The 15,777-nt window shown below is 42.3% G+C and carries 15 protein-coding genes; 8 read left to right on the top strand and 7 right to left on the bottom strand.

Features of this window, described 5'->3' with window-relative positions; all coding sequences use genetic code 11:
- The first annotated feature begins 453 nt into the window (after window positions 1-453).
- From IPP74_10575 to IPP74_10555, 5 genes are all read left to right on the top strand, one after another.
- Entirely contained in the window at window positions 454-759 is a 306-nt protein-coding gene (locus IPP74_10575) for a hypothetical protein (protein ID MBL0319713.1), read from the top strand.
- Complete coding sequence (locus IPP74_10570) at window positions 749-1,804, top strand: hypothetical protein (protein ID MBL0319712.1); 1,056 nt, start codon at window positions 749-751, stop codon at window positions 1,802-1,804. The genes IPP74_10575 and IPP74_10570 overlap by 11 nt, the downstream gene beginning before the upstream one ends.
- A 46-nt stretch (window positions 1,805-1,850) precedes the next feature.
- On the top strand, window positions 1,851-3,038 hold the full coding sequence (locus IPP74_10565) for a hypothetical protein (GenBank protein MBL0319711.1): 1,188 nt from the start codon (window positions 1,851-1,853) through the stop codon (window positions 3,036-3,038).
- Between the two features lie 378 nt (window positions 3,039-3,416).
- Entirely contained in the window at window positions 3,417-4,937 is a 1,521-nt protein-coding gene (locus IPP74_10560; protein ID MBL0319710.1) for a hypothetical protein, read from the top strand.
- A gap of 148 nt (window positions 4,938-5,085) precedes the next feature.
- On the top strand, window positions 5,086-5,787 hold the full coding sequence (locus IPP74_10555; protein MBL0319709.1) for a fimbria/pilus periplasmic chaperone: 702 nt from the start codon (window positions 5,086-5,088) through the stop codon (window positions 5,785-5,787).
- Between the two features lie 364 nt (window positions 5,788-6,151).
- Here IPP74_10555 and IPP74_10550 read toward each other — a convergent pair whose 3' ends face one another.
- Together IPP74_10550 and IPP74_10545 are read right to left on the bottom strand one after the other, a co-directional pair.
- A complete protein-coding gene (locus IPP74_10550; GenBank protein MBL0319708.1) occupies window positions 6,152-7,429 on the bottom strand; it encodes a CS1-pili formation C-terminal domain-containing protein in 1,278 nt (425 codons plus the stop codon).
- Window positions 7,430-7,440: 11 nt separating this feature from the next.
- Window positions 7,441-8,691: a TcfC E-set like domain-containing protein gene (locus tag IPP74_10545; protein ID MBL0319707.1), complete on the bottom strand. Its 1,251-nt coding sequence runs from the start codon at window positions 8,689-8,691 to the stop codon at window positions 7,441-7,443.
- Window positions 8,692-9,079: 388 nt separating this feature from the next.
- On the opposite strand from IPP74_10545, the gene IPP74_10540 reads away from it, so the two are divergent.
- Window positions 9,080-9,637 (top strand): hypothetical protein, encoded by a 558-nt coding sequence (locus tag IPP74_10540; protein MBL0319706.1) that lies wholly within the window; start codon window positions 9,080-9,082, stop codon window positions 9,635-9,637.
- A 12-nt stretch (window positions 9,638-9,649) separates the two neighbouring features.
- Window positions 9,650-10,177, top strand: a complete 528-nt coding sequence (locus IPP74_10535; GenBank protein ID MBL0319705.1) for a hypothetical protein — start codon at window positions 9,650-9,652, stop codon at window positions 10,175-10,177.
- A 66-nt stretch (window positions 10,178-10,243) separates the two neighbouring features.
- Here the strand turns inward: IPP74_10535 and IPP74_10530 are convergent, their stop codons facing one another.
- From IPP74_10530 to rpsB, 5 genes are read right to left on the bottom strand one after another with little or no spacing between them, the layout of a single operon-like run.
- A complete protein-coding gene (locus IPP74_10530) occupies window positions 10,244-10,954 on the bottom strand; it encodes an isoprenyl transferase (protein ID MBL0319704.1) in 711 nt (236 codons plus the stop codon).
- Between the two features lie 40 nt (window positions 10,955-10,994).
- On the bottom strand, window positions 10,995-11,552 hold the full coding sequence (gene frr / locus IPP74_10525; protein MBL0319703.1) for a ribosome recycling factor: 558 nt from the start codon (window positions 11,550-11,552) through the stop codon (window positions 10,995-10,997).
- Window positions 11,549-12,289, bottom strand: coding sequence for a UMP kinase (locus tag IPP74_10520; protein MBL0319702.1), 741 nt, complete (start codon window positions 12,287-12,289; stop codon window positions 11,549-11,551). The genes frr and IPP74_10520 overlap by 4 nt, the downstream gene beginning before the upstream one ends.
- Before the next feature lie 59 nt (window positions 12,290-12,348).
- Window positions 12,349-13,260: an elongation factor Ts gene (locus IPP74_10515; protein MBL0319701.1), complete on the bottom strand. Its 912-nt coding sequence runs from the start codon at window positions 13,258-13,260 to the stop codon at window positions 12,349-12,351.
- A 51-nt stretch (window positions 13,261-13,311) separates the two neighbouring features.
- Complete coding sequence (gene rpsB / locus IPP74_10510; protein ID MBL0319700.1) at window positions 13,312-14,208, bottom strand: 30S ribosomal protein S2; 897 nt, start codon at window positions 14,206-14,208, stop codon at window positions 13,312-13,314.
- 327 nt (window positions 14,209-14,535) lie between these two features.
- Here rpsB and IPP74_10505 point away from each other — a divergent pair, with 327 nt between their 5' ends.
- Window positions 14,536-15,729, top strand: a complete 1,194-nt coding sequence (locus IPP74_10505) for a class I SAM-dependent rRNA methyltransferase (GenBank protein ID MBL0319699.1) — start codon at window positions 14,536-14,538, stop codon at window positions 15,727-15,729.
- The last annotated feature ends 48 nt before the right edge of the window (window positions 15,730-15,777 follow it).

Genomic DNA, 15,777 nt, shown 5'->3' with positions numbered 1-15,777 from the left:
AAACATCGGCAATTAGTGAATTATTCCAGTTTAAGCACTAGGGGGAGCCTCTGGAATTTCAAAATTGACCAAAGTATCTTCAAGACAAATTTCCAGATGAATTTGCAAAGAGCATCCGTAATACAGAATGCAGCCTAATGAATCAAGTAAATAGTTCCATGGTCCATCGAATAAATGGGTGATACAGACCGCCATCAATTCCCGGCAAACATCGGGTAGAGATCGGTAGCGGCCCGAGTAAAATTTATCGCAAAAGCTATAGAAGGTCATCAATAATGAAAATAAGCAGTACCGAAACACTAATAAATTACAGCAAAAAACGGCCTTGTTGTCTGTTCAATTAATGATCGACTAACGGATGAAGAGTCAAAGAATATTACCAATGAGCTTAAAGTTAATACCAGTGTTCGCACAATTGAGTGGGATATATTTCATGGTAATGATGCGATCTATTTGGCGGATGTTATACGTGTCAATAAATCAGTTGTCACTTTTAATTCATTTAATTCCGATATAGGAGATGTTGAGTTTTCTTGTTTGGCAAGGGCTTTAGAGGAAAATACCTCGATTAGGACTTTTTATTTGAATTCAACTCATATCACACATGAGGGTGTCAAGTGTTTTGCAGAAGTCCTGAGGGTTAATTGCACAATGGATTGTGTTAATCTTAGTGGTAATAAAATAGGTGATGAAGGATTAGAGCATTTGTGGGGGACTCAACAAAAATTGTTCGATTACGACTCTGACCTTGAAAAATAGCGGCCTGCGCTTGGATACCTTGCCTGATGACTTAAAGGGAGCCTTGGAGGATAATACTACATTTGAGAGTCTAGATTTAAGTTCTAATGAAATAGGCGATAAAGGAATAGAATATCTAATGGCTTTACTAGGAAATAATCAGTTTATAAATTGTATTGATTTAAGTAATAATAAAATAACAGATGTGGGCGCTAAATTGCTGCTCGAGTTTATAAACAATAATCATTCTCTTGTATGGATTTATCTAGCCAAAAACAAGATAAGCCCAACTGTAGCGGCTGATTTCGAAAAAGTTTTAAATAGAAAAACTAATATACTCGTATGTAAAATAACCGATAAGAATAATCCTGAAATAGAAGAAATATGCGAAATACATCAACAAGAAGCTCGATCATTTCTAAAATCGATAAGAGAACGAAAATTTCTGGATGATCAAGAAATTGTCATGATCGCTGAGCGCTTTCCGGCAATCGTAACGCTTGCGTTTTTAGGTGGTCACGAACTAGACGTTGAGCATACTTTGGCAGCCGTTGCCTATAGAGCATTTAAGTTGGGATTGTCACTAAAAACATCAAATTTGAGAGTGAATTTTAGCGTTGATTTAGATGATATTAAAGATAAGGCTCAATTAACCAGGCCTTTGGGTTGCAGACATTCCCCTTTATATAACTTTATCCAAGCTGGAATGTTGCCAAACATTTTAATCTGGTTAGAACAACATAGTGAACGCCTGACGATAGAAGATCTTTTGCGACCTGAGTGGTTGAGACGGGCAGATAAGGGTGTAAATTGTTTAAAGTTAATAGTTAAACATCGGCAATTAGCTGAATTATTCCAGTTTAAGCACTGGCGGGGGGAGCCTCTGGAATTTCAAAAATTGACCGAGTATCTTCAAGACAAATTTCCAGATGAATTTGCAACGAGCATCGGTAATACAAAATGCGCAGCCTTAATGAATCAAGTAAATAGTTCCATGCGGCCGTCGAATAAATGGGTGATACAGACCGCCATCAATTCCCGGCAAACATCGGGTAGAGATCGGTAGCGGGCCGAGAAAAATTTATCGCAAAAGCTATAGAAGGTCATCAATAATGAAAATAAGCAATACCGAAACACTTAATAAATTACAGCAAAACAGCCTTGTTGTCTGTTCAATTAATGATCGACTAACGGATGAAGAGTCAAAGAATATTACCAATGAGCTTAAAGTTAATACCAGTGTTCGCACAATTGAGTGGAATATATTTCATGGTAATGATGCGATCTATTTGGCGGATGTTATACGTGTCAATAAATCTGTTGTCACTTTTTATTCAAGTAATTCCGGTATAGGAGATGATGATTTCTCTTGTTTGGCAAGTGCTTTGAAAGAAAATACCTCGATTAGGAGCATTTATTTGAATTCAACTCACATCACACATGAGGGTGTCAAGTGTTTTGCAGAAGCATTGAGAGTTAATCGTGCAATTTATTCAGTTTGCATCTCTCACAATACAATGCGTGATGAAGGCATAGAGCATTTGTGGGGGGTACTCAAGAAAAATTGTTCGATTACGACTCTGACTTTGAAAAATAGCGGCCTGCGCTTGGATACCTTGCCTGATGACTTAAAGGGAGCCTTGGAGGATAATACTACATTTGCGAGACTTGATTTAAGTTCTAATGATATAGGCGATAAAGGCATAGAATATCTAATGGCTTTACTAGGAAATAATCAGTTTATAAATTGTATTGATTTAACTGATAATAAAATAACAGATGTGGGCGCTAAATTGCTGCTCGAGTTTATAAACAATAATCATTCTCTTGTATGGATTTATCTAGCCAAAAACAAGATAAGCCCAACTGTAGCGGCTGATTTCAAAAAATTTTTAAATACAAAACCTAATATACTTTTATGTCAAATAACCGATAAGGAAAATCCTGAAATAAAAGAAATATGTGACATGCATCAACAAGAAGCTGTATCATTTCTAGAATCGATAAGAGAACGAAAATTTCTGGATGATCAAGAAATTGTCAGGATCGCTGAGCGCTTTCCGGCAATCGTAACGCTTGCGTTTGTAGGTGGTCATGAACTAGACGTTGAGCATACTTTGGCAGCCGTTGCCTATAGAGCATTTAAGTTGGGATTGTCACTAAAAACATCAAATTTGAGAGTGAATTTTAGCGTTGATTTAGATGATATTAAAGATAAGGCTCAATTAACCAGACCTATGGGTTACAGACATTCCCTTTATATAACTTTATCCAAGCTGGAATGTTGCCAAACATTTTAATCTGGTTAGAACAGCATGGTGAACGCCTGACGATAGAAGATCTTTTGCGACCTGAGTGGGCGGGAAGGAGTGTAAATTGTTTAGAGTTAATCGTTAAACATCGGCAATTAGCTGAATTATTCCAGTTTAAGCACTGGCGGGGGGAGCCTCTGGAATTTCAAAAATGACCGAGTATCTTCAAGCAAAATTTCCAGATGAATTTGCAACGAGCATCGGTAATACAAAATGCGCAGCCTTAATGAATCAAGTAAATAGTTCCATGCGGCCGTCGAATAAATGGGTGATACAGACCGCCATCAATTCCCGGCAAACATCGGGTAGAGATCGGTAGCGGGCCCGAGTAAAATTTATCGCAAAAGCTATAGAAGGTCATCAATAATGAAAATAAGCAGTACCGAAACACTTAATAAATTACAGCAAAACAGCCTTGTTGTCTGTTCAATTAATGATCGACTAACGGATGAAGAGTCAAAGAATATTACCAATGAGCTTAAAGTTAATACCAGTGTTCGCACAATTGAGTGGAATATATTTCATGGTAATGATGCGATCTATTTGGCGGATGTTATACGTGTCAATAAATCTGTTGTCATTTTTAATTCAATTAATTCCGATATAGGAGATGATGATTTTTCTTGTTTGGCAAGGGCTTTGAAGGAAAATACCTCGATTAGGACTTTTTATTTGAATTCAACTCATATCACACATGAGGGTGTCAAGTGTTTTGCAGAAGTCCTGAGGGTTAATTGCACAATGGATTGTGTTAATCTTAGTGGTAATAAAATAGGTGATGAAGGTATAGAGCATTTGTGGGGGGGACTCAACAAAAATTGTTCGATTACGACTCTGACCTTGAAAAATAGCGGCCTGCGCTTGGATACCTTGCCTGATCACTTAAAGGGAGCCTTGGAGGATAATACTACATTTGAGAGTCTAGATTTAAGTTCTAATGAAATAGGCGATAAAGGAATAGAATATCTAATGGCTTTACTAGGAAATAATCAGTTTATAAATTATATTAATTTAGCTGACAATAAAATAACAGATGTGGGCGCTAAATTGCTGCTCGAGTTTATAAACAATAATCATTCTCTTGTATCGATTTATCTATCCGGAAACAATATAAGCCCAATTGTAGCGGCTGATTTCAAAAAAGTTTTAAATACAAAAGATAATATACTTGTATGTCAAATAACCGATAAGGATAATCCTGAAATAGATGAAATATGTGACATACATGATGATGAAGCTCAATCATTTCTACAATCGATAAGAGAACGAAAATTTCTGGATGATCAAGAAATTGCCAGGATCGCTGAGCGCTTTCCGGCAATCGTATACATTGCGTTGGTATGTGGTCACGAACTAGACGTTGAGCATACTTTGGCAGCCGTTGCCTATAGAGCATTTAAGTTGGGATTGTCACCAAAAACATCAAGTTTGAGAGTGAATTTTAGCGTTGATTTAGATGATATTAAAGATAAGGCTCAATTAACCAGACCTATGGGTTACAGACATTCCCCTTTATATAACTTTATCCAAGCTGGAATGTTGCCAAACATTTTAATCTGGTTAGAACAGCATGGTGAACGCCTGACGATAGAAGATCTTTTGCGACCTGAGTGGGCGGGAAGGAGTGTAAATTGTTTAGAGTTAATCGTTAAACATCGGCAATTAGCTGAATTATTCCAGTTTAAGCACTGGCGGGGGGAGCCTCTGGAATTTCAAAAATTGACCGAGTATCTTCAAGCAAAATTTCCAGATGAATTTGCAACGAGCATCGGTAATACAAAATGCGCAGCCTTAATGAATCAAGTAAATAGTTCCATGCGGCCGTCGAATAAATGGGTGATACAGACCGCCATCAATTCCCGGCAAACATCGGGTAGAAATCTGTAGCGGTCCCGTTCTAAAGTGATTAGCGTAATTCACCTATGACAAGAATGGCGCTAATTGCATAACGGCTTATCGAAACCCCATACACCAAAGATTAACTTTAAAAGACTAGCCTGGAAAAGAATTCATTCTTGGTAGTAAGGTTAAGGGTATGGCATTTTCATTTTCGTCGTCACTTCGGTTTCTTCTCACAGCCGGCTTTTTATCCTGGTCATCGTCTGCCCATGCTGAATTTAGCATGAGTGCTATGATTCTTGATTTTATTCCAGGAACCACAACGCATAAAGACATCGAAATTAGAAGCCTTGATGACCAGAAACAATATATCGCTACCGAGATTTATAAAATTAATAATCCAGGTGGCAAAAACCAACAGCAGGTTCTCGTCACAAACATGCAGAAATCAGGGTTGATTGTTTCGCCAGCAAAAATGGTGTTACCTGCTAAGGTTACCAAGTTAATGCGTTTTATTATGCTGACACCGCCAACCGATCAGGATCAAATTTATCGAGTTACCATCAAGCCTGTTGTGAATGAACTGGACAATAAGGAAGAGAAGGTTGCCCTTAAATTGTTAGTTGGTTATGAGGCGCTGGTGATTATCCGCCCTCAAAACCCACATCCTGATTTAATCGCTAAACGGGTGGGAAATACCATTGAATTTACCAACAAGGGCAATACCAATGTACTGCTGCAGTCCGGCCAGCAATGCGAGTCTGCCGGGCATTGCAAAGAGCTAACAATCAGCCGCATTTATGCTGGCCAAAGCTGGAGTGTCACCCTGCCTTATGGCAAAGCACCGGTGACGTATCATACGTTTGATGGGATGAATTCGAGGGATATAACACTGTAGGGTAGGAAATAATCAGTATTACTGTGATTTAGGCACCGATGAAAAGGAATTGCGCTAGTCGCGCAATGTGTATTGTGCTGGATTTCACTCTTTTTTAAGCAGCACTCGCCTGCGGCTCATACTGCTTAAAAAGGGTGAGAATGACGCCCCACACCCTAGCGTAAGCGTAATGGGCTGGAGATCTAGCGCAACACTATTTTGCGACTAGCAAAATTCCACATTACTGTGATTCAGGCACCGATGAGAAGGAATTGCGCTAGTCGCGCAATGTGTATTGTGCTGGATTCCCACACCCTAGCGTAAGCGTAATGGGCTGGAGATCCAGCGCAACACTATTTTGCGACTAACAAAATTCCACATCCACCTACTGACACACAAGTGGATCCGGGTAAACGGCGACACCATTGATTGTACTCACGTTCGACAGCTTCACCTGGCAGCGTTGATGTGAGGAACTAAACTTCAAGGCGGGATTTGTTTCATCAACCTCAATCGATGAGCTCTCCTGGCGTAATTCAAAGGTGAGGGTGTTGTTGTTTATAATCTCCCCCTGAAAGTTACCTTGTTCGTCGCTTACCGTTATGTTGCGTGCTTCCATTAATTTAGCATTGGCCAATGGGTTTCCTTTAGTGTCTACAACCCTTCCTAAAATAACGGTGATAGGATGGATGTCCCAATCCATATCAATGATATTGCCTGGGTAGAGGGTAACAGGCCGCTTGGTGGCATCAATCTCCAAACTGCTGTCATCTTTAGGCAGGAGTGAAATTTGATACGTATCATAAGGCGGTAATATTAGTAGGGTTTTAGAGCCGGTATTAAGGGTGGTTCGTTCTACCCCATTGACCAAGACGGACAGATTACTATGCTTGGTTTCTCCCTTAGGATTAATAATAACCCCACTGCCTAAGAGATTATCGCCTCCAAAGGCCGCGCTACGTCCGGTATGGGCAATGCTAAAGCCAAAGGCTCCATTGGCAAAGGTTGAATGGTTCGAATGGGTAATGGTTTCTTCAGCCAATAATTTTAGTCGTCCTAAGCGGCTGTGGTAATCCAAGTCAACCAGATGATTTTGGTAATGGGCTTGCTCACGTGATTCTGCGCCAACAACCAATAAATGGGTCGGATCTTTGTCATCATTCCAGGTGACGCGGTTATAAGCATAGGGGAAGCGTTTGGTATTATTCGACGTTGCACTCGATGATGATTGATCGCCAGAAACGCCTCCTTCACCCACATATCCCCACGCCCCCAGGCGCAGCGTTAACCGCAAATAGCCAGAATAGATATCGCCGGTTTGTGTACGATTGGCATCGGCATAAAAACTAAGGTCATTTTCACCCTTCTGCCACATATTCCAGCGAACAAAGGGACCGATGGCATACGATTTAACATGCTCGGAATCTTCACTGCCATTGGCTTGAAAATTAAGAGAAACATCAGGCAAGACAAGATAGCTTAACAAGGTTGATCCCTGAAACGTATCTCCGTGGATTAAACGCTGTGCATCATGGGGTAACAGCGCGACATTTGGTTCGCCGGCCCATATTTTTCGAACATCAGCCGCATACGAAATTTTCCCTTCATTCCAATTACTTGCATAAGATACTGAAAGTCCTACATCACCTCTGGTGCTGCCCATGCTATTTAAACTTATTTTTTGATTTGGTTTAAAAAGCAAAAGGTTCCCAGTTCTATATAACCAGTATCGCCGACATCCATGAGGCTTGCATTGACGCCGATATTATCCGTAATGCGGCGAATGGTATCGGCTTGAAAAATGGGAGTTGATGAGGTTTGCGGCAAGGGTTGGGTTTGGTCTTGCTGCCGGACAAATCCTGCCATGGTATAATAAATAGGTTGGCCTGGTGGAGGGATTTGGAAATTTTTAGCAAAGAAACGTTTTTCATCGCGGGTATTGCCATTGGGTTCGCGGATGCGGATGGTAATGTCGTACGCACCTTCAGGAAGGGCGGTCGTATCAATAATTTGATTTCCCGCTTCATAAAATTCGGTAGCGTAAATAATATTATTATGGAGCAGGGTTACCCAACTGCGTGTGGGAAGAAAAAGCCAAATTTGGTTACCAGCATTGCGTTTTTGTGCCAAATTAGTGTCTAACGATGTAGCCGCGGATACCCCCGTTACTTGAAGCTCTGGCAATATATGATGGGCCAGGCTTTCAAAATACCCCGCTTTAAACAAGTAGCCCTTTTTATCTAAACTAAGGAGTGCCGAATCCATCCGCTGGGTATCCTGGGTATAGACATTCACCAGATTAAACCGCCCCTGGCCATAACCAAGGGTAGAGTTTTGGATCATTGAAAAACTATCACGGCCATCGGGCTCTTTACTGACATTGCCTGAAAAAGAATGAAGTCCAGAAAAGATGTTTTCGGCTGGGGGAAGAATTCGGTCATTTTTGCTGTCTTGTTTGTCAAGCAGGGTTGAATTGATAAACAGTTCAGCCTTAAAATGAGACTCATCAAAAATAACTCCCGCAACATCAGGGGTGAGGGTGCCGCAATCATTCTTTGAAAAATTACCTGAATAGCGCGAACAGATGTTCTCGGCGTGATTGCTGATCTTGCCCGATAAGGTGGTGACTATTTTATCCAGTGCATCAGGCTTAATGGCTGGAATCGTGTTTAACAGCTCATTGATATTTTCAAAGGCAACCGTTTCGGACGTATAGGTAACCATAGCGGAACCAATCATCCTGCCACCATAGGATACATCAACCTTACCTATCTGTGGTTCATCCAGAAATTCAAATCCACGAGGTGCTCCAGCTTTAACTGGAATAGCAATCGGTGCAAGAGGGTTGTCACGTGCCTGTGCGTCTAACCCAGGAAGGCATGTCAATAGGATAGCAATGAAACATAGAACACCCCGAAACAACATAAACTGTGATTATCATACCCCACTGCCTTTATTCCCTAAGACGCACTGTATTGACGTATTCTTGGGCGCATATTAAAACCACGTTCATGATCAAATTTCAATATAAAATTAAAAAAAACGTCACATTTAATATCGTGGTTTTTCCTTTATGGGAGGGCGGTGTTTTGATGTGGCAACTCTCTATACAAAAAACACCTTATGATTCAATACATGATCACATGACGTATTCAAAAGTGAGATTAATGATTAAATCAATAACAAATCATTAATTTTTAAAATAATAAATTGGTAATATTATACGCAAATGAATAACATCTTAATAATTGGATGGTAATATTAAATAATGGCTTGCAATTAATATGCAATAAATGATTAATAGGAGTAGGGTATGGGTAAATCATATAAAATGGTGTTGGCTTTGTTAGCAACAATAGTATCGGCCTCACAAGTTGAAGCAGCGACACAGGGTACCCTGGGAGCTACGTCTACAGGATCGCTTACTATAAGTGTGACAAAACCAGCACGTGTAAAAATCAGTGGGTTAACAGACCTAACCCTAGCATCATGGGTTGATGGCGATGGAGCCGTTACGTTAACCAACGATGTCTGTGTCTATTCAACACGGCCATCTGGCGCTTATACAGTAAAGGCAACGGGTAGTGGTACAGCAAGCGCATTTACATTGAGTGCCAGCGCAGTCACCTTACCTTATACCGTTACGTGGAATTCAGGTGGTGTTGGAGCGTTGGCTAATACTGGTACAGCGTTAACTGCCAATGTGACATCGGGAACATTAAATAATGCAGCAACTGATAATTCTAATTGTGCGGGCACAACCCCTGGAAATACCGCCAGGATTATTGTGGGTATTACCAATGCAAATATGCAAGCGATCAGTGACGGTGTGTACACCGGAACATTAACTTTATTAGTTTCACCTATTTAAAGTGCACGCCCAATGTTGAGCCAAAAAAAATATCATTCTGTGATCTGTGGCTTAAGCCTGCTTATGGCAGGGTTAAGCCACAGTGAAGCTTATGCAGTAAACTCTGCACGTATTTCAAGACTTAGCGATGTAACGGTGCCATTATGGATCACGGGTAATGGTAATATCCAACAGGATGTTTTTGTATGTGTGTATGTTGGAGGAACACCAGCGACGCGTAATTACCATGTTACGGCCACAGGAAATGGTCCAGGATTTTTAATAAAAAATGGTGCACGCTCGGTGGCTTACTCTGTTCAATGGAATGATGGAGGGGCTGCTAATCCTGGTGGTGGAACGTCAAAAACCCTAACTTCTGGAAGTTCAATAGCAGCCAGCAATGCACGATTTCCAGCAGACACGCCGTTCAATAGTTCCAATTGTAACGGTGGGGCATCCCCCACTGCACGAATAAGGCTAACCATTACCAGCGCTGCACTTGATGCCGTACCAGATGGTACCTACACAGGTACACTGAATATTCTCATTTCACCCAATTAAAATAAACGCCTTGGGAAGGATATCCTGGCCTCTTCCTAAACCTCATTGCGCATACGCGCGCTTCCATTATTTTCCAAATTTCCGCTCTCTTGCTGCATAATCAGCCAAGGCTTTGAGGAAGTGGTCTTTGTTAAAATCAGGCCAGAGTGTATCGGTAAAATAAAGCTCGGTATAGGCGCACTGCCACAAGAGAAAATTACTGAGCCTGACTTCACCACCTGTGCGGATGAGTAAATCTGGGTCAGGGATATTGGCCGTATAAAGGTAACGGGAAAACAGTACTTCATTAACCGTGTTAGGATCCATCAGTCCAGTAGATACCTGGAAGGCAATAGATTTACACGCATTAATAATTTCATGACGACTACCGTAGCTTAAGGCAATATTCAACACTGATTTTGAATTGTGCGAAGTTTCTAATTCAGCTTTCGCTATCAAATGCTGGATATCATCGGGAAGTACAGCTACATCCCCAATAATGTGGAGGGATACCCCGTTTTTTTTTAGTGAGGCTAGTTCATGCGTTAGGTAGTAACGCAATAAATCCATAAGCTTTTTAACCTCATGATCCGAACGTTGCCAGTTTTCGGACGAAAAGGCATAAATAGTGAGGTATTTAATACCCGCATCCTGACAGGCACTCATCACTTCACGAATGCTTTCCGCACCCTTTTTATGGCCTATCTCCCGAGGCAATCCTTTGCCCGTGGCCCAACGGCCATTCCCATCCATAATGATGGCAACGTGGTTGGGGGTTTTATTAAAGGAATGAGGCATGATAAACCTATTTTGCTAGTAAGCGATACGGATACTGAATTTACACTTTCATGATTTCAGCTTCTTTTTTACCTGCTGCTTCTTCCACCAATTTGGCAAAATCATCCGTGATTTTTTGGATATCTTCACTGCCAGAATGAAGCTCATCCTCGGTGATATCACCTTCTTTTTCAAGTTTTTTAAGGACATCAATTCCATCACGGCGAACGTTACGCATGGCAATTTTAGCTTCTTCAGAAAATTTACCCAATACTTTGACCAGCTCTTTACGGCGCTCTTCACTCAAGTCGGGGATATTGATACGGATCACGCTGCCTTCAGCCATGGGATTAAGGCCAAGCTGGGCATTTTTAATGGCTTTTTCAACGCTGGAAACCACGGATGAATCCCATACCTGAACGGTAATCAGACGCGCTTCTGGTACGTTAACGGTGGCCAATTGATTAATCGGCATATGGTCACCATAGGCATCAACGCGGATATTATCGAGCAGGTTAGCCGAAGCCCTGCCGGTACGCAAGCCATTGATATTATGTTTAAACTGGTGCAACGCACCATCCATACGTTTACTGACATCCTGTGCAACTTGCTTGGTCATTGTGTTACTCCATCAACAATAGTAAAGGTTCCGTTCCCACAGATCACATCTGAAAATGCGTTATCATCGTGAATGCAGAAAACAATAATAGGAATATGATTATCACGGGTGAGGGTGATTGCCGAAGCATCCATCACATTAAGCTGTTTGGTCAGCACATCCATATAGGTAAGGTGATCATACCGGATGGCGTTTTTATCTTTGAAAGGATCGGATGAATACACTCCATCGACCTTGGTTGCTTTAAGCAACGCCTGGCATCCCATTTCAGTCGCACGCAAGGCAGATGCCGTATCGGTAGTAAAAAACGGGTTACCTGTACCGGCGGCAAAAATAACAATCCGGCCGCGCTCCATATGGCGCAGCGCACGGCGACGGATATAAGGCTCGCAAATGCTGTCCATAGGGATGGCTGACAGCACCCTGGTTTCAACATTCATTTTTTCTAATTCATTTTGCAGGGTAAGGGCGTTGATAATGGTCGCCAACATTCCAACATAATCGGCACTTCCTCGCTCCATCCCCGAGGCCGACCCAGAAACACCACGAAAGATATTGCCTCCGCCCACAACGAGGCAAATTTCGACGCCCATCTCGTGGACTCGGACAATTTCTTTGCAAACGCGGTTGATGATTTCGTAATCGTGACCATATTGAAGCGTTCCCATCAACGCTTCACCGGATATCTTTAAGAGAACCCTTTTATATTTAGGATTGCCTGTCACTGGCTCTCTCATGCTTCCCTCCCTAAATAATCCTCCTAAGGTTTGGCCTTAGGAGGATTTAACATTCACTATTAGCCGCGCATCACAGCCGCTACTTCAGCAGCAAAATCAGTCTCTTTCTTCTCGATGCCTTCGCCCAATACAAACAAGGCAAAGTTAGAGATAGCAACAGGAGCGCCAATATCCTTAGCAGCCTGTTCCAGAAGATCAGAAATTTTGGTTTTACCATCGATGATGAAAATTTGTTCCAGCAGCACGACTTCTTCGTAGTATTTGCGGATACGTCCTTCAACCATTTTCTCGATGATATTCTCCGGGCGACCTGAAGCTCTGGCTTGTTCAACCAGAACATCACGTTCACGCGCCAAGTTTTCGGCGGTTACGTCTTCAATGCGCAGGGCTTCCGGTTTTGCAGCAGCAATGTGCATAGCAATACGGCGGCCCAATTCATTTAATTTAGCTTTGTCTCCGGTAGATTCAAGCGCGATGATCACCGCAATTTTTCCCAGTTCTGCAGTATCTGAATTATGCAGATAGCTGGCAACCACACCATGTTCAGCGCTGAGGCGTTGAACGCGACGCAGATTCAGGTTTTCACCAATCACTGCGATATGGTTCACAATCTCATCCTGGATAGCATGAGATGTGCCAGGGAATGTTGCAGCTCTGAGGGCTTCAATCGAAGTGCCTTCTTTTAATGCAACCGATAAAATAGAACGGGTAAGATTTTGAAATTGCTCGTTTTTAGCAACAAAGTCGGTTTGACTATTAAATTCAATAATCACTCCGGTATTGCCTTCAACTTTAGCACCCACTAATCCTTCCGCGGCCACATTTCCAGATTTTTTAGCAGCAGAGGCGAGGCCTTTTTTACGAAGCCAATCGACGGCTGCTTCCATATCGCCATCGTTTTCAGCGAGGGCTTTTTTACAGTCTGAAATACCGGCATTGGTTTTAACACGCAGATCTTTAATTTGATCCATGGTAATGGTAACTGACATACACGATTCCTTTTTTAAAACGACAAAGATCCATTATTCTTCAGAAGCAGCATTATCGCTGTCTGTAGGTTTTTTGGCTCTAACTGGCTTTTTAGCAGGTCCTTTATTTGGGGCAGGCTTAGCAGGGCGTTTACGAGCTGAACGTTTGTCATCTTTATCAGAAGACTCACCGTCAAACATATCACCAGGAACGTCTTCCGAAGCACCAAGATCAACACCAGAAGCGCTCAATCCGTCTTCTATACCAGCAATAACAGCATTGGCAACAGCCTGGCAGTAGAACTGGATAGCTTTGCTTGCATCATCGTTGGCAGGAACTGGATAGGTAATGCCTGTAGGGGTTGAGTTACTGTCTAAGATAGCGATCACTGGAATACCAAGAGCTTGCGCTTCTTTAACGGCAATATGTTCTTTGTTGGTATCAACAATAAACACCAAATCAGGAATACCACCCATATCACGGATACCACCAAGGCTACGCTGTAATTTATCGTACTGGCGGCTTAAGTCCAGACGCTCTTTTTTAGAAAGGTTCAAGCGTGGGTTATTAAGTTTTTCCTCGTAGCTTTGCAAGGTACGGATAGACAGGGAAATGGTTTTCCAGTTGGTAAGCATTCCGCCGAGCCAACGATGGTTAACGAAATATTGTCCGCAACGTTTAGCTTCTTCAGCAATAATTTCAGTTGCCTGACGTTTAGTACCAATAAACAATACCCGGCCATTGCCTCTTACGGTTTCATACACTTTTTGCAGTGCAGATCGAAAGAGTGGCACAGTTTGTTGAAGGTCAAGAATATGAACCCCGTTATGTTCACCATAAATATATGATTTCATTTGTGGGTTCCAACGCATGGTTTTATGACCAAAATGCGCGCCAACAGAAATAAGTTCAGGGATAGAAACGTGGGGTATACGATCAGAAACAGACATAATAATCCTAATATTAAGGTTTAAACCGCCGCAACCAAAAACACCCAAGAACCTCTCAGGCACCTTAAAATCTGGCTGCGTGTGATAATACCTACCTCGAATCAATCAAGATAAGCTGGGTAAATTTACCCTACCGGCGTTGGGTTTGCAAGTGTTTTCTATAAAGAATATCAGTACCGCACGTCCGTCTTCTATCCACCTCTCGGAGTAGGGTCAGATTCATGCCTTCTTTGGCATGAATTTGGGGTGATGGGAGGGGCTCGATAGGGAGTGCTGCTTGGCCTTTCTTGAATTGACACAACCGAGCATTTATGCAACAGTTCCCCCATGAAATCAGCTTCGTTACCTCACATCATTATCGACAAAGACGCGACACGGCATCTAGAACAGGGATTTCCGTGGGTGTATCAATCGGCCATTGCCTGGAACTCGCAACTTGAACAGCTTCAGCCTGGAACCGTTGTGCAGGTAAAAAGCAAACAGGGTAAAGCCTTGGGTATGGGCATGCTCAACGCTCGCAGCATTATAGCCTTGCGAATGCTGCATACAGGCTCAGGGCTTGTAACCATTGACGAGGCATTTTTTAAATATCGGTTTGAGCAGGCTCTGCGTAAGCGTGAAGCACTTATCAAGATTCCCTATTATCGTCTTATCCATTCAGAGGGTGACCAGCTACCGGGACTCATCATCGACCGCTTTGGCGATTATACGGTTTGTCAAACTACGACTGCAGGAATGGAACTCTTAAAACCATTCTGGGTTCCTGCACTTAAAACGTTGCTTAACCCTAAAGGTATCATTTTCCGCGACGATGGAGCATCCCGAAAAAAAGAAGGATTAAAGCTTGAGGTTACGGTACAGGGCGAACAGCCTCCCACACCCACGGAAGTGCATGAACGTAACACAATCTACCTGGCCAACCTCATCCATGGCCAAAAAACAGGCTGGTTTTATGACCAACGTGAAAACAGGGGCTATGCCGCCCAGTTTGCGAACAATCAGCACGTCCTTGATTTATACACCCATACAGGCGGGTTTGGCTTGCCTGCAGCGCAACAAGGCGCCCTTTCTGTAACCCTGGTTGATGCCTCAGCTGAAGCCTTAAAACTAGCCAGCCAGGCAGCGATGTTAAACCATGTCGATTCCCTCTGCTCCTATGAAGAGGGAAATATATTTGAATTATTACCTGCATGGATCAACGAGGGCAGGCACTATGGCTTAATCATAGCCGACCCTCCGGCATTCATTAAGGATAAGCAATATATCGCCTCTGGTTTGCGGGGATATCAAAAACTGGCGTTCTTATGCGCCCAACTTTTAGAGCCCCAGGGAACCTTGTTCATTGCCTCATGTTCGCACCATGCTGAGTTAAATGCCTTTCGACGAGCCGTGGAAGCCGGTATCCGTGAAGCAGGACGCGATTATAAACTGCTTCGTACTAGCTTTGCCGATAAAGACCATGTGATTCATCCACAGCTTCAGCAAAACAGCTATTTAAAGGCGCTTTGTTACCGGCTATAGCATAGGTAGAGATCATTTTTAAAAAATCACAATATTTAATTTAATAAA

It is taken from the genome of Alphaproteobacteria bacterium (assembly GCA_016722515.1).
In the GTDB taxonomy this organism is placed as follows: domain Bacteria; phylum Pseudomonadota; class Alphaproteobacteria; order Rickettsiales; family JADKJE01; genus JADKJE01.
The sequence above is the reverse complement of the archived record's forward strand: the minus strand, read 5'-3'. Positions and strand labels throughout refer to the sequence as shown.